The sequence below is a fragment of the Devosia sp. A449 genome (assembly GCF_054489375.1).
Genome location: NZ_JBTMWU010000001.1, coordinates 60,001 through 85,451, shown reverse-complemented (window position 1 = coordinate 85,451; position 25,451 = coordinate 60,001). Strand labels below are relative to the sequence as shown.

The following is a 25,451-nucleotide window of genomic DNA, read 5'->3' as shown; positions in this document are numbered from 1 at the left end:
CGGTGCTCGCCGATCTGGCCGATATCGCTGCCGTCGCTGCCCTGCGGCATCAGCAGAAATTCGTGCCGCTGGCCGGCAGTCGGCAACTCGCGGTGGTCATCAATGGCCGGCGGCGTGACGTCACGGTCGACCATGTCGATAATGAATGGATCGTGGACAGTGGAGCCGCGCCGCGCGCGGTTGAACTGGCCTGGGAGCCAACCGACAGGCTCGCGGTGGCCCGGCTGTCCGGGGTGCGGCGGCATGTTAAGCTGAAGCGCAGCAGCAGCGGCTTCCGCATGCGCTATCGCGGTGCCGATCTCAATGTGCAGGTGCTGGAGCCGCGCGTCGCCGATCTGCTGGTGCTGATGCCGGTCAAAGTCCCGCCCGACATGAGCAAGTTCCTGCTCTGCCCGATGCCAGGCCAGATCGTGCGGGTGGACGTCAAGGAAGGTGATATCGTCGAAGACGGGCAGACCCTGGCCATTGTCGAGGCGATGAAGATGGAAAATGTGCTGAAGGCCGAGAAGCGGGCCCGCGTCAGCAAGGTGCATGCCGGCCCCGGTTCGGTGCTGGCGGTGGACCAGATCATTCTCGAATTCGAGGCGCTGTAATGAGCGAGCAGCCGAATTTCGCCCATTGGGCGGCGCTGGCGCAAAAGGAATTGCGGGATACCCCGCTGGCCTCGCTCGACAGCGACTATGGCGGCATTCCGGTCAAGCCGGTGTATTTTGGGGGCGAGGGGGAAATCCCCGGCGTGGCGCCGTTTACCCGCGGCGTGCGCGCCACCATGTATGCCAACCGGCCCTGGACCATCCGCCAATATGCCGGCTTCTCGACGGCGCGGGAGTCCAATGCGTTTTATCGGCAGGCGCTGGAGAAGGGGCAGAAGGGGCTCTCTGTTGCCTTCGATCTGGCCACCCATCGCGGCTATGACAGCGACCATCCGCGCGTCACCGGCGATGTCGGCAAGGCCGGGGTGGCCATCGACAGCGTCGAGGACATGAAAATGCTGTTCGACGGCATTCCGCTCGATCAGATGAGCGTGTCGATGACCATGAATGGCGCGGTGATTCCGGTGTTGGCGATGTTCATCGTCGCCGCTGAGGAACAGGGCGTGAAGCAGGCCAAATTGGATGGGACCATCCAGAACGACATCCTCAAGGAGTTCATGGTCCGCAACACCTATATCTATCCGCCCGAGCCTTCGATGCGGATCATTGGTGACATCATCGCCCATACCGCCGAGCATATGCCCAAATTCAACTCGATCTCGATTTCGGGTTATCACATGCACGAGGCTGGGGCGACGGCGGTGCAGGAGCTGGCCTATACGCTGGCCGATGGCATGGAATATGTCCGTGCCGCGCAGGCAAGGGGCCTCGATATCGATGCTTTCGCCGGGCGGCTGAGCTTCTTTTTCGGCATCGGCATGAATTTCTTTCTCGAAGTCAGCAAGCTGCGCGCCGCGCGGCAGCTGTGGAGTGAGATCATGACCGGGCTGGGGGCCAAGGATGCGCGCAGCAAGATGCTGCGCACCCATTGCCAGACCTCGGGCGTGTCGCTGACCGAGCAGGACCCGCACAACAATATCGTGCGCACCACCATTGAGGCGCTGGCGGCGACTTTGGGCGGCACGCAGAGCCTCCACACCAACAGCTTTGACGAAGCCATCGCGCTGCCCACCGAATTTTCCAGCCGCATCGCCCGCAACACCCAGCTGATCCTGCAGCATGAATCGCGCATCACCGATGTGGTCGATCCGCTGGGCGGTTCCTATTATGTCGAGGCGCTGACGCGCGAGCTGGTGGAAGGCGCCAAGATCCTGATCGGCGAAGCCGAAATGGCCGGCGGCATGACCCAGGCGGTGCAGGCCGGCGGGCCCAAGCTCGAGATCGAGAAGGCGGCGGCGTTGCGGCAGGCGCGGGTCGATCGCGGCGAAGATGTCATTGTCGGGGTCAATCGCTACCGCCTCGACAGCGAAGACCCGATCGAGGTGCGCGATATCGACAATGCCAAGGTGCGCGCCGAACAGGTGGCGCAGCTGCAGCGCATCCGCGCCAGCCGCGACGAGGCCAAGTGCCAGTCGATGCTGTCGGCACTGCGCGAATACGCCGCCAAGGACGAAGGCAATCTGCTTGAAGCGGCGATTGAAGCGGCCCGCGCCCGCGCCACTTTGGGCGAAATCAGCGCGGCGATGGAAGACGTGTTCGGCCGCCATTCGGCGATTACCCGCGTCATCTCCGGCGTCTATGCCGATGGCTATGGCGACGATCCCGAATTTGCCGCCATCGCCGGCCGCATCGACAGCTTCAAGGCGGCGCGGGGCCGCGCCCCGTCGATCTTCATCGCCAAGATGGGGCAGGACGGCCATGATCGCGGCGCCAAGATCATTGCCAGCGCCTTCGCCGATCTGGGCTTCAATGTGCATATGGGCGATCTGTTCGAGACGGCGCCGGAAGTGGCGGACCATGTCGCCGAGCTCAAGGTCGATGCGGTGGGCGTGTCCTCCCTGGCCGCTGGCCACAAGACGCTGGTGCCGGAACTGATCGCGGCGCTGCGCGAGCGCGATCTGGGCGAGGTCACCGTCGTTGTCGGCGGCGTCATTCCCGAGCAGGATTATGCGTTCCTGCTCGATGCCGGGGTGGCTGCGATTTTCGGGCCTGGCACCAATGTGCTGAGTGCGGCGTTTTCCGTGTTGAGCCAGATCGAGGGAAGGCTCTCCAACCGATGATCGGCCGCCTCAACCACATCGCCATCGCCGTGCCTGATCTGGCCAGCGCCGCCGCGAAATATCGTGATTTGCTGGGGGCGAAGGTCGGCGCGCCGCTGGAACTGCCGGAGCATGGCGTCACCGTGGTGTTCATCGATACCGGCAATACCAAGGTGGAGCTGCTGGAGCCGCTGGGTGAGAATTCGCCGATTGCGGCGTTTCTCGGCAAGAATCCCGCCGGCGGCATGCATCATATCTGCTTCGAGGTGCCCGATATTCTCGCCGCCGCGGCGACGCTCACCGCAGGCGGCGCCCGGGTGCTGGGCGATGGCACGCCCAAGACCGGGGCGCATGGCCTGCCGGTGCTGTTCCTGCATCCCAAGGATTTTGACGGCACGCTGATCGAGTTGGAAGAATTGGCGCCCACATCTTGAGATCTCAGGATGGACCCCGGCTTTCGCCGGGGTGACACCGTGTGTGGGGCGGGCTCCAGTCTTAAGCCGGCTGCGCCTGGCTTTGGCCGATGGCCCAGGTTACGCCGAACGGGTCTTTCAGTTGGCCGTAGATATCGCCCCAGAATTCGGTCTTGAGTGGCGAGGTGATGGTGCAGCCGGCGGCGACGGCGCGGTCCCACCACATCTGGGCGTCATCGACATGGATATGCATGTTGAAGCCCTGCGGGGCGACCGGGGCATAGCCGTGCTCGGGGAAAAAATCGGACAGGAAAATCGAGCTGCCATTGATGCCGATTTGCGAGTGCATCAGCTTGTCGCTGTTTTCGGCGGCCATGGCTTCATATTCGGTGGCGGCAAAGGCCTTTTTGTAAAACTCGATGGCCTTGCGGGCGCCGTCAACGCTGAGATAGGGCGTGACGCCGGAATGGGGGCGGAAGTCGGTCATGGGCTGATCTCCTCATAGGGTTGCATGTCACGACGAACCAGCAGGTGCCGCTTCGACAGCGGCTATTTTGCGTCGCCGTCCAGCAAGGCGCTGGGGTGATATAGCGCCAGCGGGCGGATTTCATAGGCGCCGAGGCCTGGATTGGCGACCGACAGATCCTTGGCAAAGGCAATGGCGTCATCCAGCGTTTCGCAATCGGCGACGAAAAAACCGAGAAACTGTTCCTTGGTTTCGGCAAACGGACCATCGATGATCAGCGGCTCGCCCGAGGTCTTGCGCAGGGTGGTGGCCTTGCTGGTGGGCAGCAGTCGCGCCACGGGGCCGAGCTTGCCCTTGGCCTTCATGCCCTCTTCCACCAGAGCCAGGCGCGCCATGCAGGCGTCGTCCTCTTCCTGGCTCCAGGTGGCGACGGCTTTTTCGTCATTATAGCAGAGCACGGCATAGAGCATTTTGGGGCGTCCCTCGTCCGGGTGGCGGCGGGGGATTATGACTCAATCCGAGATTGGGGGGAGAGTTTTTTTGCGCCTTACGCCACCGGTGGTGGGGGCGAGCGGGCAATGGTCACCGTCGCCCCCAGCGAGGCGACGATGATGGCAGTGATGCCGGCACCCTGCCATGGGCTCAGGGTTTCGCTCAGAATTACAAAGCCTGACAGCGCCCCGAGCGCCGGCTGGCCGCTCATCAGAATGCCGAACAGGCGCGAGGGAATATGGGGCAGCGCCACCATATCGAGGGCATAAGGGATGGCGCTCGACATCAGTGCCACGGCCAGCGCCAGCGGCAGGAGGCCCGGATCGAGCAGGGCGGTGCCCGCCGTCGCCACGCCGAAGGGCAGGGCGATGATGGCGGCGATGGAAACGCCCAGTGCGGTGATATGGGGACCACCGCCGGTGCCGGCGCGTTGGCCGAAAATGATATAGCCGGCCCAGCAGCCGCCCGCCGCCAGCGCCAGCAGCACCCCGACAATGCCGATTTCGCCGCTGGATTGGCCCAACGGCAGCAGCATGGCGAGGCCCGCCACCGCCAGCGCGATCCAGGCAAAGTCGAGCGGCTTGCGGGCGCCGAACAGCGCCACCGCCAAGGGGCCGGTGAATTCGAGCGCTACCGCTACCCCGAGTGGAATGCTGGTCAGCGCTGCATAGAAGAACAGGTTCATCGCCCCCATGGCGCCGCCATAGGCCAGCACGGCGCGCCACTGGCGGGCGTCGAGCTTTTGCCGCCACGGCCGGAAGATCAGCACCAGCACCAAGGCGGCTAATACCAGCCGTAGCGTTGTCGCCCCGGCGGGGCCGATGGCGGGAAACAGCTGCTTGGCGAAGGAGGCCCCGGTCTGGGTGAACACCATGCCGAGAGTGACGAGAGCGACGGAGAACAGAACGGATTGGGGCCGCACGGGAAGGGCTTTCAAGATGATGGCGTGCTGTAGCAGCCTTCTTCCAAGGCGTCATCACCTCCATGCCGGCTCCATTGACCCGACTCTCAATGCGCTTTAGCCCTATCGCCAGCCGATCCTAGGAGGAAAGCCGATGGAATACCGTTATCTGGGACGCTCGGGCCTCAAGGTCTCGACGCTGACCATGGGCACCATGACCTTCGGTGGCTCGGAACGCGTCGGCCATACCGAACAGGCCGATGCGACGCGCCAGATCGATCTGTGCCTCGATGCCGGGATCAATCTGCTCGACACCGCCAATGTCTATAATGCCGGCGTCTCCGAGGAGATGATCGGGGTGGCGCTGAGCGAGAATGGTCGCCGCCAGCGCACGCTGATCGGCACCAAGGTGCGCTTCAAGATGGGCAATGGGCCCAATGAGACCGGCCTCAGCCGGCACCACATCATTGCCCAGGCCGAAGCCAGCCTGCGCCGCTTGCAGACCGATGTCATCGATCTCTATCAGGTGCATGAATGGGACGGGCAGACCCCCATCGAGGAGACGATGGAGGCGCTCGATACGCTCGTGCAGCAGGGCAAGGTCCGCTATATCGGCTGTTCCAATTATTCGGGCTGGCATATCAGCAAGGCGCTCGCCGCTGCCGACAAGCGCCATGGCCAGCGCTTCATTTCCCAGCAGATCCACTACACGCTGCATTCGCGCGAAGCCGAATATGAGCTGGTGCCGATCACCCGGGATCAGGGCCTTGGCATGCTGATCTGGTCGCCGCTGGCCGGTGGGCTGCTGTCGGGTAAATATCGCCGCGATGGCGGGCCGAAAGCCGGTCGCCATGTCGGCGGTTTCCGCGAGCCGCCGGTCTATGACTGGGACAAGTTCTACACCATCATCGACGCGCTGGTGGCCGTTGCCGATGCGCGCGGCGTGTCGGGGGCGCAGGTGGCGCTGGCCTGGCTGCTGGGGCGGCCGGGGGTGACCTCGGTGATCATCGGCGGGCGCAATGAGGCGCAGTTCCAGGATAATCTGGCTGCGGCCAATCTCAAGCTCACCGCCGACGAGCGGGCGCAGCTCGACGCGGCCAGCCAGCCGCCGCTGCTCTATCCCTATTGGCACCAATCGTTTACCGCACAGGATCGGCTGGGCCAGATCGATCTCGATCTGATCGCCCCCTATGCCGAGGAGTTCAAGCGTGGCTGATTTTCTGTTCGAACCCTATGCGCCGATTTCGGTGCCGATTGCCCGGGGCGGGCTGTTTGCCGTGCGCCGCATCTATTGCGTCGGCCGCAATTATGCCGAGCACATTGTCGAAATGGGCAATGACACCCGCGAGCCGCCGTTCTTTTTCGGCAAGCCGACCGACGCCGTCGTGGTCGGTGGCGCGGCGATCCCCTATCCGCCGCAGACCAGTGATTTCCATCATGAAATCGAGCTGGTCGTCGCCATCGGCAAGGATGGCGCCGATATCGCCGAAGCCGATGCGCTGGACCATGTCTATGGCTACGCCGTCGGGCTCGACATGACCCGGCGCGATCTGCAGGCCCAGGCCAAGCAGGCTGGGCGACCATGGGCGATGGCCAAGGGGTTTGATGCCTCGGCTCCCATCGGCAGCATCGAACCCGCTGCCTCCATTGGCCACCCCGACAGCGGGGCTATCACCCTGTCGGTCAACGGCGTCGAGCGGCAGCGCGGCGATCTGGCTGACCAGATCTGGACTGTCAGCGAGGCCATCGCGTTTCTCAGCCAGTTCGTCACCTTGCGGGCCGGCGACCTGATCATGACCGGTACGCCGGCCGGGGTCGGCGCGGTGGTGCGCGGCGACGTGCTGGAAGGCGCCATTGCCGGGATCGGCACTGTCAGGACCTCGATCGTCTGATGCCGGTCTGGTCTCCCCAGCAGGATGCGGCGCTGAAAGCCGTGTCCGATTGGCTCAAGGATCGCAATGGGCCGCAGGTGTTCCGGCTCTTCGGCTGGGCCGGTACCGGCAAGTCGACGCTGGCGGTGCATCTGGCGCAGGACGTGCGCTCGGTGAAGTTTGCCGCCTTCACCGGCAAGGCAGCTTTGGTGATGCGCAAGCGTGGCTGCAAGGGCGCGCAGACCATCCATAGCCTGATCTATACTTTGGTCAGCGAGAAGGACGGCGAGCCGCGCTTCGTGCTGGATGGCGAAAGCCCGGCCGCCGATGCCGATCTGATCGTTATCGATGAAGTCTCGATGGTCGATGAGCAGTTGGGCCGAGATCTGTTGAGCTTTGGCGTCAAGGTGTTGGTGCTGGGCGATCCGTTCCAGCTGCCGCCGGTGCAGGGGGCGGGGTTTTTCACCGCCGAAGAGCCCGATGTGATGCTCACCGAAATCCACCGGCAGGCGGCGGATAATCCGATCATTCATTTGTCGATGCAGGTGCGTGAGGGCGGCTTCCTCGAGCGCGGCACCTATGGCGATTCCATTGTGGTGGGGCGCGACAATGTCGATCGCAATGCGGTGCTGGAAGCCGATCAGGTGCTGGTGGGCCGCAACAAGACGCGGCTGCAATATAATGACCGGCTGCGCGAGCTGAAGGGCTTGCCGTTTCATGAGCCGGTGCTGGGCGACCGCATGGTCTGCCTGCGCAATAATCCGCGCAAGAAGCTGCTCAATGGCCAGATCTGGATCGTCACCGAGGCGACCCGCCGCAGCAATGGCAAGTGGTCGCTCTTGCTCGGCGCCGATGAGGGCAAGGGCGAGGCCAAGGTGCTGACGCATAAGGCGTTTTTCTCAGGCGAGGAAGATGCGATGAGCTGGCCCGAGCGCCGGCAATTTGACGAATTCACCTTTGGCTACTGCCTGACCGTGCATAAGGCGCAGGGCAGCCAGTGGGACAATGTCTATCTGTTTGATGAGAGCTTTGTGTTCCGCGAGGAACGCGCGCGCTGGCTTTATACCGGCATTACCCGGGCCGCCGAGAAGATCACGGTCGTCTCGTAAGACAGCAGCTGCTGGGTCGCTGATAACGATGTCTGGAGGTTTTAGGTCGGTTCGATAGGGAGGGTGGAATCCCCGCTATCGAACCTAACCAATCAGCAATCTTGGCAGACCGCTGATTGGCTGGCGCCCGTCTAGCATGCTGGCGCCAGACTTGTCACGCGATTGTCGTCAATCAATTTTTCCCGGTCACTTATCCAGTGCGCCGAGGTCGCGCACCGCGCCGCGAGCAGCGGAGGTGGCGAAGGCGGCGTAGGCACGCAGGGCCTGCGTGACGTTGCGCTTACGCGGATGCGCCGGCTTCCAGCCGAGCTGATCCTGGTCGTGGCGGCGCTGCACCAGCTCGTCATCGCTGACCAGCAGCGTGATGCTGCGGTTGGGGATGTCGATCTCGATGGTATCGCCTTCACGGACGAGGCCAATGGTGCCGCCTTCGGCCGCTTCGGGGGACACGTGGCCGATGGAGAGGCCCGATGTGCCGCCGGAGAAGCGACCATCAGTCAGCAGGGCGCAGGCTTTGCCGAGGCCCTTGGATTTGAGGTAGCTGGTCGGATACAGCATTTCCTGCATGCCGGGGCCACCGCGCGGGCCTTCGTAACGGATCACCAGCACGTCGCCTTCCTTGATCTCATTGGCCAAAATCGCCTTGACCGAGTCGTCCTGGCTCTCGAACACGCGGGCCTTGCCGGTGAATTTGAGAATGGATTCGTCGACGCCGGCGGTCTTCACTATGCAGCCATCGATGGCGATATTGCCCGACAGCACGGCCAAGCCGCCATCCTTGGAGAAGGCGTATTCGGCCGAGCGGATGGCGCCGTTCTGGCGGTCGAGGTCGAGTTCGGCCCAGCGGTTGGACTGCGAAAACGCCTGCGTGGTGCGCACGCCGCCGGGGGCGGCCATGAAGAAATTGCGCACGTCTTCCGAATTGGTGCGCGAGATGTCCCAGTGGTCGAGCGCATCGCCCAGCGTCGGCGCGTGAATGGTGGGCTCGGAACGGTTGATCAGGCCGGCACGGTCGAGCTGGCCGAGGATCGACATGATGCCGCCGGCGCGGTGGACGTCTTCCATATGCACGTCGGCCTTGGCCGGGGCGACCTTGCACAGCACCGGGACGCGGCGCGACAGGGCGTCGATATCGTCCATGGTGAAGTCGATTTCGCCTTCATGAGCGGCGGCCAGAATGTGCAGCACGGTATTGGTCGAGCCGCCCATGGCGATGTCGAGCGTCATGGCGTTTTCAAACGCCGCCTTGGTGGCGATGTTGCGCGGGAGCACCGAGGCATCGTCCTGCTCGTACCAACGCTTGGTGATGGCGACGATGGTGCGGCCGGCTTCCTCGAACAGATGCTTGCGGTCCGAGTGGGTGGCCAGGGTCGAGCCGTTGCCGGGCAGCGACAGGCCCAGGGCTTCGGTGAGGCAGTTCATCGAGTTGGCGGTGAACATGCCCGAGCAGGAGCCGCAGGTGGGGCAGGCGGCTTCTTCGACGGCCTGCACTTCTTCGTCGGAATAGTTTTCGTCGGCGGCCATCACCATGGCGTCGACCAGATCGAGCGCCTGCAGCTTGCCCTTGAGCATGGCCTTGCCGGCTTCCATCGGCCCGCCGGAGACGAACACCACCGGGATGTTGATGCGCATGGCGGCATTGAGCATGCCGGGGGTGATCTTGTCGCAGTTGGAGATGCAGACCATGGCGTCGGCGCAGTGGGCGTTGACCATGTATTCCACCGAGTCGGCGATCAGGTCGCGGCTGGGCAGCGAATACAGCATGCCGTCGTGACCCATGGCGATGCCGTCATCGACCGCGATGGTGTTGAATTCCTTGGCGACGCCACCGGCCGCCTCGATTTCACGGGCCACGAGCTGGCCCAGATCTTTGAGATGGACGTGGCCGGGCACGAATTGGGTGAACGAGTTCACCACGGCGATGATCGGCTTGCCGAAATCGCTGTTCTTCATACCCGTCGCGCGCCAGAGGCCACGCGCGCCGGCCATGTTGCGGCCATGAGTGGTGGTACGGGAACGATAGACTGGCATGGACATATCCTCAGAAGTCGGGCGCAAGGTCGCCTGGCAATGTTGCCGGCCACATTAGACCCATTACAGACAGGTATCAATCAAAACGTACCGTACCGTACGGTACGATTGCGGCGGAAATGCCATGGTCGAAACGAGCGGAGCCCCGAGGTGGCTTTCGCCTCGTGAGGTAGTAAAAAAGTGAGACGAAACCGCCTCGGGGCGTCGGGTTTTTCTCGGAAGGCAGACCGCAAGCCCCAGCATGGAACCGTAGCCCCCTGCCCGAATGCCCCATCCGCACAGCCCAGGGCGGAGCGCGACCTCCACCCTCCCGACCGTCGCCCCGGACACCGGTCGCTGCAGCGCCGCCCGTATCCCGGAGAGATGGGGGGAGTATGCAGGAGGTTTTGGGGGCGGGGATAAGAGGGATAAGTTGAGGGCATGGTGCGTTTGGCTCCACCCCCTCCTAGCCTCCCCCATCAAGGGGGAGGTATCGCTCCACTCGTGGGCGTGATCGTGCCTCAAGCTCGATCTGACACCTCCCCCATGATGGGGGAGGCCGGGAGGGGGTGGGGTACGGACATCGAGGTGAAATTGATCGACCTTGCGGCGGCGGGACGATCTGGGGATGGGCCCCGGCTCAAGTCCGGGGTGACACCGCATTTTTGAGGGGCTGCGGGGATGACATCAAGGCGGCAGGGCGCCGCTCAATTATTGATGCGGATGATGCCCCATTGGGTGTCGGCGCAGGAAACGTCGAGGCAGACCAGGGTCATCCACAGCGCGCCATTGCCGAAGCCGACGCCGTCGCTGGTGACGATGAGGTCGGAAAAGTCCTGGCTGGACAGGGCGCTGATGGTGTCTGGCGTCAGCAGGGTGTCGAAATTGTCGATCAGCTCCTGCGGTTCGGTGATTTCATACAGCTCGCCATTGGCTTCCACATCGAGCGGATAGAAGACGAGGTCAGCCAAGGCGGCGGGATTGTCGAACAGAAAGGCGTCCTGCAGCGTGCTGAAGGCTTCGCCAAAAGCTGTCGAGTCGCCATGCAGGCTTTCGATCTGCGCGAGGATCGCCTCCTCGCTCTGGGCCAGGGCGGGCGCGGTAACGAGAACAAAGGCGACGGCAATCTGGGTGAGGCGCATGAAGGCTCCGGGGCGCTTGGTCCCGCAGGCTATAACGCGCCGTGACGCCGCGATAGGGGCCTCAGGCAGCCGGCTTTTCGGCCATCACCATGTAGTTGATCGCCATGTCGCGCGACTTGCGCCATTCATCGGCCAGCGGGTGGAACACCACGCCGGTCTGGTCGGTGACCTTGAGGCCGTTGCGGATCAGCAGCACTGCAATTTCTTCGGGCGTCAGGAATTTGTTCCAGTCATGGGTGCCCTTGGGCAGCCAGCGCAGCACGCGTTCGGCGCCGATCACCGCCAGCGCCCAGGCGCGGGCGGTGCGGTTGAGCGTGGCGGTCAGCATCAGCCCGCCCGGCTTCACCAGATCGGCGCAGCTCTTCATATAGAGCGGGACATTGTCGACATGCTCCACCACTTCCATGTTGAGCACCATGTCGAAACGCTCGCCGGCGGCGGCGACGGCCTCGCTGGTGGTGGCGCGATAATCGATGGGAAGCCCGGATTGCTCGGCATGGAGGCGGGCGATGGCGATGTTGCGTTCAGCAGCGTCAATGCCGGTGACGGTGGCGCCCAGCCGGGCCAGCGGTTCGCAGAGCAGCCCGCCGCCGCAGCCGACATCAAGAATTGTCAGACCCTCGAAGGGGCGCATGCCGGTGCCATCAAGACCGAAATGGGCGAGCAGATGCTCGCGGATGAAGCCGAGGCGGACCGGGCCGAATTTATGCAGCGGCTTGAATTTACCGGTCGGATCCCACCATTCCTCGGCCATCGCGGTGAATTTGGCGATTTCGGCGTCGTTGATGGTGGTGGCGGTCATGGCGCGGCTCCGTTGGTCCGTCATATGAACGTGCCAGCATGGCTGAGGCAAGGCACGCGAGGTCGCAGATCGTCGCTGCGGCTGCGATGCGTGTTGATCGCGGGCCGCCTTTGTGGCATTGCACGCGCAACATCAAGCGTACCGCCGGGTTCGGTGGAAGTCCGGGGAAGCAATTGGCCCGTATCGTCGTCAAGTTCGGGGGCACTTCGGTTGCCAGCATCGAACGTATCCGCCAGTCCGCGCGGCATGTGAAGCGCGAAGTCGAAGCCGGCAACCAGGTGGTTGTCGTGGTTTCGGCCATGTCGGGCAAAACCAATGAACTGGTCGGCTGGGTCAATGAAGCCAGCCCGCTGCATGACGCCCGCGAATATGACGCCGTCGTGGCGTCGGGCGAGCAGGTGACAGCCGGGCTGATGGCCATCGTGCTCAGCGAGATGGGCATCCAGTCACGCTCGTTTTCGGGCTGGCAGGTGCCGATCAAGACCGATGGCGCGCATGGCGCGGCGCGGATCACCGAAATCGATCCGACCGAACTCAACAAGCGGCTCAATGATGGCTGGGTGCCGGTGATCACCGGCTTCCAGGGCATTTCCCCCAGTGGCCGGGTGACGACGCTGGGTCGCGGTGGCTCGGATACGTCGGCGGTGGCGGTGGCGGCCTCGATCAAGGCCGACCGTTGCGATATCTATACCGATGTGGACGGCGTTTACACGACCGACCCGCGTATCGTGAGCAAGGCGCAGCGCATGACCCGGATTTCCTTTGAGGAAATGCTGGAAATGGCCTCGCTCGGCGCCAAGGTGCTGATGATCCGCTCGGTCGAGATGGCGATGGCCTATAAGGTGCCGCTGGTGGTGCGCTCGAGTTTTGACGACCCCGATGCGCCGCAGGTGGCGCCTGACGGAACGCCGGGTGTGCCCGGTACATTGGTTTGCGATGAGGATGAGATCGTGGAAAAGCAGATCGTTTCGGGCGTGACGCTCGCCAAGGCAGAAGCCAAGATCACCCTGCGCGACGTCAAGGACAATCCGGGTGTCGCGGCGGCCATTTTCGGCACGCTGGCCGATCAGGGCATTATCGTCGACATGATCGTGCAGAATATTGCCGATGATGGCGCCACCACCGACATCACATTTACGGTACCGGACAGCGAGTATGACCGGGCCATCAAGACGCTGGAAGATGCCGGCAGCCGCATCGAATATGCGCGCATCAGCGGCTCCAAGGGCGGGGCAAAGGTCTCGGTTGTGGGCGTGGGCATGCGCAGCCATGCGGGTGTCGCCTCCTCGATGTTCAAGGCGCTGGCCGACAAGGGCATCAACATCCAGTTGATCACCACTTCGGAAATCAAGACCTCGGTGTTGATCGACGAGCAATATGCCGAGCTTGCGGTTCGCGCCCTCCATACTTATTACGGGTTGGACAAGAAGGACGCCTGAGCCCCGCCAAGGGGGGAGTGGGCCGCGTCCTCGACAAAGGGGGGCGGCTTGCGGGCCGTCTATAGAGGCAGATGGCCATGACCATAGGCGGCCCACGGGTGCTGCTGCGGCAATTGCGCGAGACGATGGCGGAGCCGCTGGCTTCGCAGGCCCGACTCGACAAGATCGTAGGCCTGATCGCTGACAATATGCGGGCCGATGTCTGCTCGTTCTATGTGCTGCGTGACGATGGCGCGCTCGAGCTGTTCGCCACCAAGGGGCTGGCCGCCGAATCGGTGCATATGACCACGCTGCGGCTGGGTGAGGGCCTGGTCGGGCTGATCGCGGCCGAAGCCGAGCCGCTCAGCCTTGACGATGCGCCCAACCATCCCGGCTTTGCCTATCGCCCGGAAACCGGCGAAGAGCGCTATAATTCCTTCCTCGGCGTGCCGGTGCTGCGGGCTGGCCAGACGCTGGGCGTGCTGGTGGTGCAGAATGCCGAGCGCCGGCATTATGGCGAGGATGAAACCGAGGCGATGCTGACTACGGCCACAATTCTGGCTGAGATGATCGCCACCTCGGATTTCGACAATCTGATCAAGCCGGGGTCCGATATCGACCTCAGGCGGCCTCGCATGTTCACCGGCGTCAGTTTTACCGATGGCATCGCTTTGGGCACGGTGGTGCTGCATGATCCGCGCGTCGTGGTGTCCAATTTCATCGCCGAGGATACCGACGCGGAAAAGCTGCGGCTGGAAGCGGCGCTGGAAAAGATGCGCGTCTCCATCGACGCCATGCTCGACCATGGCGACATGGTGGGTGGCACCGATCATCGGGAAATTCTCGAAACTTATCGCATGTTCGCCAATGACCGGGGCTGGGTGCACCGGCTGACCGAAGCCATCGACAATGGCTTGTCGGCGGAAGCGGCGGTCGAGCGGGTGCAGAACGATACCCGCGCGCGGATGATGCGCCAGACGGATCCCTATATCCGCGACCGGCTGCATGATCTCGACGATCTGGCCAATCGGCTGTTGCGGGTGCTGACCGGCAATGGCGGGGCCATCGGGCGCAAGAACCTGCCCGACAATGCCATTCTGGTGGCCCGCAATATGGGGCCGGCGGAACTGCTGGAATATGACCGCACCAAGCTGCGCGGCATCGTGCTCGAAGAGGGCGGCACCACGGCGCATGTGGCCATCGTGGCGCGTTCGCTGGGCATGGTGGCGGTGGGGCAGGCCGAATCAATCGTCTCGATGTCCGAGAGCGGCGACAACATCATTCTCGACGGCGCGGCCGGGGTGGTGCATTTGCGGCCAACGCCCGAGATTGAACAGAGCTATGTCGACAAGGTGCGGGTCTCGGCCAAGCGCCGGGCGCATTACGCCGCGCTCAAGGACAAGCCCTCCATCACCAAGGATGGCGTCAATATCACCCTGCTGCATAATTCGGGGCTGGTGGCCGATCTGCCGATGCTGGACGATACCGGCGCCGCCGGGGTCGGGCTGTTCCGCACCGAATTGCAGTTCATGATTGCCAGCAAGTTGCCCAAGCTGGGCGAGCAGATGGAGCTCTATGCCGAGGCCATGGCGATTGCCGGCGACCGGCCGGTGGTGTTCCGCCTGCTCGATATCGGCGGCGACAAGGTGCTGCCCTACCAGCGTTCAACGACCGAGGAAAACCCGGCCATGGGGTTCCGCTCGATCCGGCTGGGGCTGGAACGGCCGGGGCTGCTGCGCACGCAGATCAGGGCGCTGCTGATGGCGGCCAATGGAAGGCCGCTGAAGATTCTGGTGCCGATGGTCACCGAGACCTTTGAATTCACCCAGACCAAGATGGTGGTGCAGAAGGAAGTCGAGCGGCAGCGCCGCGCCGGCAAGCCACTGCCGAGCCGGCTCGAACTGGGGGTGATGGTGGAAGTGCCCTCGCTGCTGTTCGAACTGGATCAGTTGCTGCCGCAGGCCGATTTCGTTTCCATCGGCTCCAACGATCTGGTGCAGTTCCTTACCGCTTCGGATCGCGCCAATCCGCGCGTCGCCAAGACCTATGATCCCATCGGCATGCCGCGCCTGCGCGCCATCCGCCTCGTGGTCGATGCGGCGCGGCGCTATAATGTGCCGATCACCATGTGCGGCGAGTTGGCGGGCAAGCCGCTCGAAGCGCTGGCGCTGATGGCGATCGGAATGACACGGCTGTCGATGGGGCCGGCCTCGATCGGGCCGATCAAGGAACTGGTGCTCAATCTCGATCTCAAGCCGATCCAGCTCGCCGTGGGCGCTGCCCTCAGCGATGGCGCGGATGGCGTGACGATCCGGCAGCTGCTGCAAGAGTGGATCGAAAAGCAGAATTTGCCGGTTTGAGATGGGCGTTGCCTAAAGCTGAATCGTCACCCTCGGGCTTGACCCGAGGGCACTACACTTGGCGGTCATTCCCAAAGTACAGAGCCCTCGGGTCAAGCCCGAGGGTGACGATCTGTGGGAGGGCGATATCATGCCAACCCTTGCGATCTGTCCGCGATATCCCTAAAGCGTGCCTGCTCCAGACTTGAAAGACCCGACCCATGGCATCTCTTCCCCAGGACAAGCTCGACGCGCTCGAGACGCGGTTTCAGTATGTCGAAGCGGCTTTGTCGGGCGGGGCGGGGCCGGATGAGTTCGTCAAATTCTCCAAGGAACATGCCGAGCTGGCGCCCATCGTCGGCGAGATCCGCGCCTATAACAAGGCGCTGAGCGACCGGGCCGAAGCCGAGGCGCTGCTCAAGAGCGGCGACAAGGAAATGGCCGAAATGGCCGAGGCCGAAATCGAGGAACTCGACGAAAAGCTCGAGGATCTGTTCCAGGCGGTCCGCGTCCTGCTGCTGCCCAAGGACGAAGCCGACGAAAAGTCGATCATTCTCGAAATCCGCGGCGGCACCGGCGGCGATGAAGCAGCTTTGTTCGCCGGCGACCTGTTCCGCATGTATGAGCGCTATGCCGCCAACCATGGCTGGAAGGTTTCCATCATGGAAGAAAGCGCCGGCGAAATGGGCGGCTTCAAAGAAATCATCGCCAATATCTCCGGCAAGGGCGTCTATGCGCGGCTGAAATTCGAGAGCGGTGTGCATCGGGTGCAGCGGGTTCCCGAGACTGAAGGGTCGGGCCGCATTCACACTTCGGCGGCCACCGTGGCGGTGCTGCCGGAAGTGGAAGACATCGACATCGAAATCCGCAACGAAGATATCCGCATCGACACGATGCGGGCGTCGGGCGCCGGCGGCCAGCACGTCAACACCACCGACTCGGCGGTACGCATCACCCATATTCCGTCTGGTCTGGTCGTGACCTCGGCGATGAAGAGCCAGCACCAGAACCGGGCGCAGGCGATGATCGTGCTGCGCTCGCGGCTCTATGAAATGCAGCGCGAGGAGCGCGACAGCGCCCGTTCGGCCGAGCGCAAGGGGCAGGTCGGCTCGGGCGACCGCTCGGAACGCATCCGCACCTATAATTTCCCGCAGGGCCGGGTGACCGACCACCGCATCAATCTGACGCTGTATAAGCTCGACAAGGTGATTGCCGGCGAAGCGCTGGATGAGCTGATCGAGGCGCTGATCACCACCAGCCAGGCCGAACAGCTGGCGGCGCTGGAGACGGGTAACTGAGCCTGTCGCCAACTATCGGTGCGCTGTGGCGGGGCTGGCGCGATGTGCTTGGCCGGCAGGGTTTCGAGAGCGCCGCGCGTGACGCCAAATTGCTGACCGGCCACGCGTTGGGGCTGAGTGCGCTGGAACTGGCGACGAGGGAGAATGAGCCGGTTGATGACGCGGCGGCCATGCGGGTGGCCGAACTACTGCAGCGCCGCATGACCGGCGAGTCGGTGGCGCGCATCATTGGCGAACGCGAATTTTACGGCCTGGGTTTCAGCCTCAACAGCGCCACGCTGGAGCCACGGCCGGAGACGGAATTGCTGGTCGAACTGGCGCTCGGCGCGCTGCCGGCCGGTGGTCGCCTGCTCGATATGGGTACCGGGACGGGCTGCATTCCGATTGCCGTGTTGGCCAGCCAGAGCGATGCGAGCGCGGTGGCGACGGATCTCAGCGCCGAGGCGCTGGACGCGGCGCGGGCCAATGCCAAGCGGCATGCGGTGTCGGAGCGGATTGCGTTTCGGCAGGGCAGCTGGTTTGAGGCGCTGACTCCCTCTCCCCTGAGGGGAGAGGGTTGGGGTGAGGGGTTCACCCTCTCGGCTCAAGCCCAAAATCTGAACCCCTCACCCGACCCCACGGGTCGACCTCTCCCCTCAGGGGAGAGGTGGGGTTTCGATGTCATCACCTCCAACCCACCTTACATCACCTCTTCTATCGTCGAGACCCTTGCCCCCGAAGTGCGCGATTTCGATCCGCGTCTGGCGCTGGATGGCGGGCCGGATGGGCTGGCGCCGTATCGCGTCATTGCCAGTGAGGCGCAGCATTGGCTCACGCCCGATGGGCGGGTGCTGGTCGAGATCGGCTATGATCAGGGCGCCAGCGTCAGCGCATTGTTTCTCGAGGCCGGCTTTGAGGCGGTGACGGTGCATCGTGACCTCAATCGGCTTGACCGTGTGGTCGAGGCGCACCATCTATAGGGTATTCGTCGGTGCTGCGGTGGACATCGCGCAATTAATGCTGGCAAATCCGCCGCGAACGTTATAGTTTGACTGTGCTGTCAACGGCGCTTCATGAGCGCCACGGCGACAAGCCACCCGACAATCCCCCAGGCTGCATAGGCAGCGCGGTTCCGGCAGAGCTGGAACGACGCGGGACAGGTTCGGAACTTGGTGCTGCCGCCGGATGACGGTTTCGGTCTTCATGAAGCCAGATAGAGCCCCATGCCCGAAGCGGAATGCTTCGCCAGGGACTGGCCCGACCAGGCAGCAAGCCGGCCCGCCAGCAGTGTGACGCTTATTTTTCTAGAGTTAGATAAAGCGACCAGATGAGACCCAACAACCAGAATAACAAGAACCGGCAGCGCAGCCGTAATGGTGGGCGCAAGCACGTTAATCCGTTGTCCCGCAATTTTGAGAGCAACGGTCCTGACGTGAAGGTGCGCGGCAATGCCGCCCACGTCGCCGAGAAATATCTGCAGCTGGCGCGCGATGCGCAATCGAGCGGTGACTCGGTGATGGCGGAGAACTATCTCCAGCACGCCGAACATTATTTCCGCATCGTCTCCAGCGCCCAGCAGGCCCAGAGCGGCATTCGCCCTGAAGGCCAGGACGACGCTGATTTCGATGACGATATGCCCGAGATGAACTCGCGCTTCTCGTCGCCGCAGCCCCAGCCGCAGCAGCAATATGTGCAGGGTGATGGCGATGAGCAGGGCGAAGGTGAGCAGCAGCCCCGCGAACCGCGCCCGTCGCGTGAGCGCCCGGAAGGCGAACGCCAGCAGCGCCGCGAGCGGCCTGAGCGTCAGCCGCGCCCCGAGCGGGTTGAAGGCGAAGCCGCTGCTGCCGTCGTCGAGGCTGCGCCGGTCGAGGCCAGCGCCGAGGCGCCTGCCGTCGAGGCTGTGGCCGAAGAGGGCGAAGCCCGCAAGCCACGCGAGCGTCGGCCCCGTCGTCGCCGCCCAGCAGGTGGTGATGGCGGCGATCTCGCCGGGGCGGATCAGCCCGATGTCGGCGAATTGCCGGCCTTCCTGACCGCCGGCACCACGAGTGCTGCGGAATAAGATTTAAAGAGGCCGGGCAGCAATGTCCGGCCTTTTTCTTGGGGCCTGCCCGAGCCGATGCGGATGTGGCGGCGCGCCCCTTTATCCTCCAGGATCACTCCCCATATAGCTCTGTGATGGAGCCGTGCCGCCAGGTCGGGCGTTCCATCATTCGACGCTTCCGCCGTGTGCTTTGGTGCCTTGATGGGCCGGGCCGCGGGCGAGATCAGGAGAGTTGCATGAATATCGAGAAATATACCGAGCGGGCGCGCGGCTTTATCCAGAGTGCGCAGACCTACGCCCTGGGCAAGGGCCATCAGCAATTTGCGCCGATCCATCTGCTCAAGGTGCTGCTGGACGATGATCAGGGCATGGCCAATGGCTTGATCGAACGCGCCGGGGGCGACCCCAAGGGCGCGCGCGCAGCCGTCGAGGCAGCGCTGAACAAAATTCCGTCCGTATCCGGCGACGGTTCGCAGCTTTATCTGAGCCGCGAATTGGCGCGGGTGTTCGACACCGCCGAAAGCGCGGCGCAGAAGGCCGGCGACTCGTTTGTCACCGTCGAGCGCTTGCTGCTGGCCTTGGTGGTCGAGAAGGATAGTGACGCGGGCAAAATCCTGTCGTCGTCCGGGGTGACGCCGCAGACGCTGAACGCCGCAATCGAGGCGATCCGCAAGGGCCGCACTGCTGATTCCGCCTCGGCCGAGAACAGCTATGACGCGCTGAAGAAATATGCGCGCGACCTGACCCAGGATGTGCGCGAGGGCAAGCTTGATCCGGTGATCGGCCGCGACGAGGAAATCCGCCGCACCATCCAGGTGCTGAGCCGGCGCACCAAGAACAACCCGGTACTGATCGGCGAACCCGGCGTTGGCAAGACCGCCATCGCCGAGGGGCTGGCGATCCGTATCGTCAATGGCGACGTGCCGGAATCGCTGAAGAACAAGGCGCTGCTGTCGCTCGACATGGGCAGCTTGATTGCCGGCGCGAAATATCGTGGTGAGTTCGAAGAGCGGCTGAAAGCCGTGCTGAGCGAAGTCACCGCCGCCGAGGGGCAGATCATCCTGTTCATCGACGAGATGCACACACTGGTCGGCGCCGGCAAGGCGGATGGCGCGATGGACGCGTCCAATCTGCTCAAGCCCGCTTTGGCGCGCGGTGAGCTGCATTGCGTTGGCGCGACGACGCTGGATGAATATCGCAAGCATGTGGAAAAGGACGCGGCTTTGGCGCGGCGGTTCCAGCCGGTATTTGTCGATGAGCCGACGGTGGAAGATACGATTTCGATCCTGCGCGGGCTCAAGGAAAAATACGAGCTGCATCATGGCATTCGGATTTCCGACTCGGCGCTGGTGAGTGCGGCGACGCTGTCGAGCCGCTACATCACCGACCGCTTCCTGCCCGACAAGGCCATCGATCTGATGGACGAAGCGGCGGCGCGGCTGCGCATGGCCGTCGACTCCAAGCCCGAAGCGCTGGACGAACTTGATCGCCGCATCATGCAGCTCAAGATCGAGCGCGAGGCGCTGCGCAAGGAAGATGATGACGGCTCCAAGACCAGGCTCGACCGGCTGGAGAATGAACTGGCGACGCTCGAAGAGCAGGCGCAGGTGATGTCGGCCAAGTGGCTGGCGGAAAAGGAACGCCTGCAGGGCAGCCAGAAGCTCAAGGAAGAGCTGGATGCGGCGCGCAGTCAGCTGGAAATCGCGCAGCGCCAGGGCGATCTGGCCAAGGCCGGCGAGCTGGCCTATGGCGTCATTCCCGATCTGGAAAAGCGCATCAAATCGGCGGAAACCAATGGCGTCGATGGCGCCGATCCGGTGATGGCGGCCGAAGTGGTGACGCCCAGCGATATCGCTGGTGTGGTCAGCCGCTGGACCGGCATTCCGGTGGATCGGATGCTCGAAGGCGAGCGCGAAAAGCTGCTCAAGATGGAAGAGGCGCTGGGCGCCCGGGTGATCGGCCAGTCCGAAGCGGTGGCGGCGGTGGCCAAGGCCGTGCGCCGGTCGCGGGCCGGCTTGCAGGACCCGCATCGCCCGATCGGCTCGTTCATGTTCCTCGGGCCGACCGGCGTCGGCAAGACCGAGCTGACCAAGACGCTGGCCCAGTTCCTGTTCGATGACGAGACCGCCATGGTGCGGCTCGACATGAGCGAGTTCATGGAAAAGCACTCGGTGGCCCGGCTGATCGGCGCGCCTCCGGGCTATGTCGGCTATGACGAAGGCGGCGTGTTGACCGAAGCGGTGCGGCGCCGGCCCTATCAGGTGGTGCTGTTCGACGAAATCGAGAAGGCGCATCCGGACGTGTTCAACGTCTTGTTGCAGGTGCTCGATGACGGGCGGCTGACCGACGGGCAGGGGCGGACGGTGGATTTCCGCAATACGGTGATCATCCTGACCTCCAATCTGGGCTCGGAATATCTGGTCGACCTCAAGGACGGCGAGTCGGTGGAGCTGGTGCGCGGCAAGGTGCTCGACATGGTGAAAGCCGCGTTCCGCCCGGAATTTCTCAACCGCGTCGACGAGATCCTGCTGTTCCACCGGTTGGGCCGCGAGCATATGGGCTCCATCGTCGATATCCAGTTCGGGCGGTTGCAGCAGCTGCTCAAGGATCGCGAGATCACGCTTGAGCTGACGCCGCGGGCCCGCGAGTGGCTGGGCAATGAAGGCTATGATCCGGCCTATGGCGCCCGCCCGTTGAAGCGGGTGATCCAGCGCCATGTGCAGGACGGGTTGGCTGATGAAATCCTCAGCGGCCAGGTGACCGACGGCAGCCGGGTGGTGATCGATGCCAATGACGATGGCATCGTGCTGCTGCCGGGCGGGGTCGCGGAAGCCGCGTAAATCGACAAAGGGCCGGTCGCAAGATCGGCCCTTTTTTCTGGCAGCAAGCTGCCGGTTTGCTGCCAGCATGCTGGCATTTTTCTTGCGGTTTTCATGCGGTTTGATTTAGAACAAAGAGCGAACAATAATTTGGAGCAGACCGATGGCTGACAAGATCGACTATGTGGAATTCCCCTCGACCAATCGGGCGGCGAGCAGCGCGTTTTTTCAGGCGGCTTTCGGCTGGGGCATTGTCAGTTACGGACCCGACTATGATGGGCTGAGCGACGCCGGCATCGATGGCGGGGTGGATCAGGCTTCAGGCAAGGTTGCCGCGACCATGGCCATCGTGCGGACCGATGATCTCGATGATGCCGAGCGGCGCGTCTTGGCGGCGGGCGGGGTGATTACTCAGGCGCAGTTCGATTTTCCCGGCGGCAGGCGGTTTCATTTTCGCGAGCCGGGTGGAAACGAGATGGCGGTGTGGACAGCGCGGGAATAGGCTAACGCCAAATCGAGCCCCGGACCCGTCATGACCCAGGATATCGCCGCCCCGCAAAGCCGCATTTTCGTGCTGGTGGCGGCGATTCTGGCGTCGAGCATGGGTTTCATCGACGGCTCGGTGATTTCCATCGCCATTCCGGCCATTCGGGCCAATCTCGGCGCGACGCTGGCCGACGCGCAATGGGTGAGCAATGGCTATCTGCTGTTCCTGTCGGCGCTGATCCTGCTGGGCGGCGCGGCGGGCGACCGTTTTGGCCTGCGCAAGATATTTGGCCTCGGCATTGCAGTGTTTGTCGCCGCCTCGATGGTCTGCGCTTTGGCGCCGACGCCGCTGGTGCTGGTGATCGCGCGGGCGGTGCAGGGCATGGGCGCCGCCTTCATGGTGCCGGGGAGTCTGGCGATTATCGCCAAGGCCTATCCGCGCGAGGAGCGGGGCTGGGCCATTGGCATCTGGGCCACGGCGGCGTCGCTGACCTCCATTGCCGGGCCGATCATTGGCGGCTTTGTGCTGACCGGATTGGGCGAGTGGAGCTGGCGGCTGGTGTTTGCCATCAACCTGCCGCTGGGTGCCGTGGCCCTGGCGCTGCTGTGGCTGAAGGTGGCGCCGGATCGTCCCGAAGCCGGGCGGCGTCTCGACGGGGTGGGCGCGATATTGGCGACTTTGGCGCTGATGGGCATTGCCTACGGGCTGACCGGCGATGGCAGCGAGAGCACGCCGCCGCTATCGCATACGATAATGTGGTGCGGTGGCGGGCTGGTGCTGGCCGTGGGCTTTCTGTTCTGGGAACGGCGGGCCAAGAGCCCGATGCTGCCGCTGCGGCTGTTCAGCGATATCGGCTTTTCCGGCGCCAATGCGCTGACCTTTGCGCTGTATTTCGCGCTGGGCGGCACCATGTTCTATCTGCCGATGACCATGATTGGCGGCTGGGGGGAAACGCCGGCCACGGTGTCGCTGGCGCTATTGCCGATGGGCGTGCTGTTGACCGCCTTGTCGTCGTTCAGCGGCAAATGGGCCGATCGGTTCGGGCCGGGGCCGCTGATTGCCTTGGGCTCGCTGCTGGTGGCGGCGGCTTTTGCGGGGTTGGGCCTGACGGCGCCGCGCCATGATGTGTGGCAGGCGGTGATGCCCTGCATTGCGCTGCTTGGCCTGGGCATGGGGCTGGTGGTGTCGCCGCTATCGACGGCGGTGATGATCTCGGTCGCCGATGGCGATACCGGCATTGCCTCGGGGGTCAATAATGCGGTGGCGCGGGTGGCCGGGCTGCTGGCGGTGGCGCTGCTGGGGGCGGTGATCGCGCCGGTGTTCGAACAGGCGCTGGGCAGTGCAGCGGAATTGCCAATCTTTTTTGGGTTACCGGCGGCGGGGCTGAGCGCGGACGAAGAGGCGCTGCGGCTGGCGGCGACTGACGCGGCGTTTGCGAGCATTGCTTACATTACGGCGGGGCTGAGCCTGGTGTCGGCGGCGGTGGCGTGGTTCACGCTGGAGCGGCGGTTGCCTGGGTCGCTTGGAGGATAGGCGCCGCGGCTCCCTCCACACCGTCACCACCCGGGTGGTCCGGGGATGTTGGGCTATCGCTGGATTGCCGGGACAAGCCCGGCAATGACGGTTGGCCAAATTTGGATGGGCCGTTGCAGGCATCTCAGGATGGGTCCCGGCTCAAGGCCGGGATGACATCGCGGGTGGCGCTTGGATGCGTCGATCGCCCTGACTTGTGCACCCCTCACCCTAACCCTCTCCCCTGAGGGGCGAGGGGACAGCTTTGTGCAAGTGGCACCATAGTTGTCTACCCACCGGCCAAATCCCCTCGCCCCTTCAGGGGAGAGGGTTAGGGTGAGGGGTGCAGAGGTTGGATGGGCCAATAGGGTCGCAACAATTTTAGGCCTGGGCCACCTCGAAATGACGCCGGTGGGATTTCCACACCGTCACCACCCGGCTTGTCCGGGTGGTCCAGGATGTTGGGCCAGCGCTGGATTGCCGGGACAAGCCCGGCAATGACGGTTGGCCAAATTTGGATGATTTTTGCAGGCATCTCAGGATGGGTCCCGGCTCAAGGCCGGGATGACATCGTGGGTGGGGCGGCCATGTGGCTGAAACGAGAGTAGTGGCCCGACGCCTTAAGGCGTCGGGGCTTGGGCGACGGTGACCGGGGCGGGGTCGCGGGCCATCAGGTCGTTGATCTGGGCCATGGTCTCGGCGAACTGGCCTTCATAGCGCTGGGCCAGCACATTGTCCTTGGGCAGCTTGACGCTGAGCGGATCGACCAGATTGCCGTTGATCTTGATTTCGAAATGCAGATGCGGGCCGGTCGACTGGCCGGTGGAGCCGACATAGCCGATGATCTGGCCCTGGCGCACATGGCTGCCGACGCTGAGGCCGTCGACATAGCGCGACATGTGGCCATAGGCGGTTTCGTAGCCGTTGACGTGGCTGATCTCGACCTTGTTGCCGTAGCCGGACTGCCATTTGTAATATTGGATGACGCCATCGCCGGCGGCGTAAATCGGGGTGCCGGAGGGGGCGGCCAGATCGGCGCCGGTATGCAGGCGCCGCGTCTTGAAGATGGGGTGGATGCGGTAGCCGAAGCGCGAGCGCAGCGTGCCGCCGCCTTCGAGCGGCCGGCGGGTGAGGAAGCGCTTCCCGGTTTCACCATCGGCGTCGTAAAAATCGATAACGCCGTCGCTGGTGCCGAAGCGATAGAGCTGGCGCGTCGTGCTGCCCAGCGTCAGTCCGACATAGAGCAGGTCGGTGCGACCCTCGGCATCGGGCGCGGTTTCCAGAATTTCGATGGAATCGCCGGCAGCGATCTTCTTGGTCATGTCCACTTCATAGGCGAACATGCCGATGATGCGTTCGATGGTGGGGTCGTCGAGGTCGTGCTTGCGGCCGGTTTCCCAGATCGAGCGATAGACGCTCGGCAGATTGGCGACGTTGACCTCTTCGGTGTCTTCCTCGGGGAACTCGATCTCGGCCGGGGCCAGACCGAGCACATATTGACCCTTGTCGGTCAGCGCCACGGTGGCGCGATGCACGTCGGTGTTGCTGGCGTTGTCATGCAGATAGATGCTCATGCGATAGGGAATGAGCGTCTTGGAGGTGCGCGACGGCCCGAACAGGATGCGCAGGCGCGCGCCGGCCGGCAATTCGGTGGAGGGGA

General features: G+C 63.7%; 21 protein-coding genes (1 of these 21 running past the window's edge). 14 read left to right on the top strand and 7 right to left on the bottom strand.

Annotation, left to right across the window (positions count from 1 at the left end):
* Positions 1-2 precede the first annotated feature (2 nt).
* From ACX3OW_RS00405 to mce, 3 genes are read left to right on the top strand one after another with little or no spacing between them, the layout of a single operon-like run.
* The gene (locus ACX3OW_RS00405) at positions 3-593 is read left to right on the top strand and encodes a biotin/lipoyl-containing protein (protein WP_459094777.1); all 591 of its coding nucleotides are present in this window, start codon (positions 3-5) and stop codon (positions 591-593) included.
* Positions 593-2,713 (top strand): methylmalonyl-CoA mutase, encoded by a 2,121-nt coding sequence (scpA, locus tag ACX3OW_RS00400; RefSeq protein WP_459093757.1) that lies wholly within the window; start codon positions 593-595, stop codon positions 2,711-2,713. The genes ACX3OW_RS00405 and scpA overlap by 1 nt, the downstream gene beginning before the upstream one ends.
* Positions 2,710-3,126, top strand: a complete 417-nt coding sequence (gene mce, locus ACX3OW_RS00395) for a methylmalonyl-CoA epimerase (protein WP_459093756.1) — start codon at positions 2,710-2,712, stop codon at positions 3,124-3,126. Before scpA ends, mce begins: the two co-directional genes overlap by 4 nt.
* A 61-nt stretch (positions 3,127-3,187) precedes the next feature.
* Here mce and ACX3OW_RS00390 read toward each other — a convergent pair whose 3' ends face one another.
* From ACX3OW_RS00390 to ACX3OW_RS00380, 3 genes are all read right to left on the bottom strand, one after another.
* The gene (locus ACX3OW_RS00390; protein ID WP_459093755.1) at positions 3,188-3,592 is read right to left on the bottom strand and encodes a VOC family protein; all 405 of its coding nucleotides are present in this window, start codon (positions 3,590-3,592) and stop codon (positions 3,188-3,190) included.
* 62 nt (positions 3,593-3,654) lie between these two features.
* A complete protein-coding gene (locus ACX3OW_RS00385) occupies positions 3,655-4,041 on the bottom strand; it encodes a YciI family protein (RefSeq protein WP_459093754.1) in 387 nt (128 codons plus the stop codon).
* A gap of 77 nt (positions 4,042-4,118) precedes the next feature.
* Positions 4,119-5,000, bottom strand: a complete 882-nt coding sequence (locus tag ACX3OW_RS00380; RefSeq protein WP_459093753.1) for an EamA family transporter — start codon at positions 4,998-5,000, stop codon at positions 4,119-4,121.
* Between the two features lie 118 nt (positions 5,001-5,118).
* Between ACX3OW_RS00380 and ACX3OW_RS00375 the strand changes: the two genes are divergently transcribed.
* From ACX3OW_RS00375 to ACX3OW_RS00365, 3 genes are read left to right on the top strand one after another with little or no spacing between them, the layout of a single operon-like run.
* On the top strand, positions 5,119-6,180 hold the full coding sequence (locus ACX3OW_RS00375; protein ID WP_459093752.1) for an aldo/keto reductase: 1,062 nt from the start codon (positions 5,119-5,121) through the stop codon (positions 6,178-6,180).
* Positions 6,173-6,856, top strand: coding sequence for a fumarylacetoacetate hydrolase family protein (locus tag ACX3OW_RS00370; RefSeq protein WP_459093751.1), 684 nt, complete (start codon positions 6,173-6,175; stop codon positions 6,854-6,856). The genes ACX3OW_RS00375 and ACX3OW_RS00370 overlap by 8 nt, the downstream gene beginning before the upstream one ends.
* The gene (locus ACX3OW_RS00365; RefSeq protein ID WP_459093750.1) at positions 6,856-7,944 is read left to right on the top strand and encodes an ATP-dependent DNA helicase; all 1,089 of its coding nucleotides are present in this window, start codon (positions 6,856-6,858) and stop codon (positions 7,942-7,944) included. The genes ACX3OW_RS00370 and ACX3OW_RS00365 overlap by 1 nt, the downstream gene beginning before the upstream one ends.
* Positions 7,945-8,130: 186 nt before the next feature.
* On the opposite strand, the gene ilvD is transcribed toward ACX3OW_RS00365, so the two are convergent.
* The 3 genes from ilvD to ubiG all read right to left on the bottom strand — a co-directional run bounded on the left by ilvD (position 8,131) and on the right by ubiG (position 11,898).
* Positions 8,131-9,975 (bottom strand): dihydroxy-acid dehydratase, encoded by a 1,845-nt coding sequence (ilvD, locus tag ACX3OW_RS00360; protein WP_459093749.1) that lies wholly within the window; start codon positions 9,973-9,975, stop codon positions 8,131-8,133.
* Between the two features lie 686 nt (positions 9,976-10,661).
* Entirely contained in the window at positions 10,662-11,096 is a 435-nt protein-coding gene (locus ACX3OW_RS00355; protein WP_459093748.1) for a hypothetical protein, read from the bottom strand.
* 61 nt (positions 11,097-11,157) lie between these two features.
* Positions 11,158-11,898, bottom strand: coding sequence for a bifunctional 2-polyprenyl-6-hydroxyphenol methylase/3-demethylubiquinol 3-O-methyltransferase UbiG (gene ubiG / locus ACX3OW_RS00350; protein ID WP_459093747.1), 741 nt, complete (start codon positions 11,896-11,898; stop codon positions 11,158-11,160).
* A gap of 173 nt (positions 11,899-12,071) precedes the next feature.
* On the opposite strand from ubiG, the gene ACX3OW_RS00345 reads away from it, so the two are divergent.
* The 8 genes from ACX3OW_RS00345 (at position 12,072) to ACX3OW_RS00310 (ending at position 23,812) form a co-directional block, all read left to right on the top strand.
* Positions 12,072-13,337, top strand: coding sequence for an aspartate kinase (locus tag ACX3OW_RS00345; RefSeq protein WP_459093746.1), 1,266 nt, complete (start codon positions 12,072-12,074; stop codon positions 13,335-13,337).
* A gap of 71 nt (positions 13,338-13,408) precedes the next feature.
* On the top strand, positions 13,409-15,676 hold the full coding sequence (ptsP, locus tag ACX3OW_RS00340) for a phosphoenolpyruvate--protein phosphotransferase (RefSeq protein WP_459093745.1): 2,268 nt from the start codon (positions 13,409-13,411) through the stop codon (positions 15,674-15,676).
* A 200-nt stretch (positions 15,677-15,876) separates the two neighbouring features.
* Positions 15,877-16,953, top strand: coding sequence for a peptide chain release factor 1 (prfA, locus tag ACX3OW_RS00335; protein ID WP_459093744.1), 1,077 nt, complete (start codon positions 15,877-15,879; stop codon positions 16,951-16,953).
* Entirely contained in the window at positions 16,950-17,912 is a 963-nt protein-coding gene (locus tag ACX3OW_RS00330) for a N5-glutamine methyltransferase family protein (RefSeq protein ID WP_459094776.1), read from the top strand. Before prfA ends, ACX3OW_RS00330 begins: the two co-directional genes overlap by 4 nt.
* A 347-nt stretch (positions 17,913-18,259) precedes the next feature.
* Positions 18,260-18,991, top strand: a complete 732-nt coding sequence (locus ACX3OW_RS00325; RefSeq protein WP_459093743.1) for a DUF4167 domain-containing protein — start codon at positions 18,260-18,262, stop codon at positions 18,989-18,991.
* 218 nt (positions 18,992-19,209) lie between these two features.
* On the top strand, positions 19,210-21,813 hold the full coding sequence (clpB, locus tag ACX3OW_RS00320; protein WP_459093742.1) for an ATP-dependent chaperone ClpB: 2,604 nt from the start codon (positions 19,210-19,212) through the stop codon (positions 21,811-21,813).
* 142 nt (positions 21,814-21,955) lie between these two features.
* Positions 21,956-22,294 (top strand): VOC family protein, encoded by a 339-nt coding sequence (locus ACX3OW_RS00315; protein WP_459093741.1) that lies wholly within the window; start codon positions 21,956-21,958, stop codon positions 22,292-22,294.
* A gap of 30 nt (positions 22,295-22,324) precedes the next feature.
* Positions 22,325-23,812 carry an MFS transporter gene (locus ACX3OW_RS00310; RefSeq protein WP_459093740.1) on the top strand — a complete coding sequence of 496 codons (1,488 nt, stop codon included), beginning with the start codon at positions 22,325-22,327 and terminating at the stop codon, positions 23,810-23,812.
* A 599-nt stretch (positions 23,813-24,411) separates the two neighbouring features.
* Here the strand turns inward: ACX3OW_RS00310 and ACX3OW_RS00305 are convergent.
* On the bottom strand, positions 24,412-25,451 hold the 3' portion of the coding sequence (locus ACX3OW_RS00305) for a M23 family metallopeptidase (RefSeq protein ID WP_459093739.1). 940 nt of this gene lie beyond the right edge of the window; the window shows 1,040 of its 1,980 coding nt (coding positions 941-1,980); its start codon lies off the right edge, out of view; its stop codon occupies positions 24,412-24,414.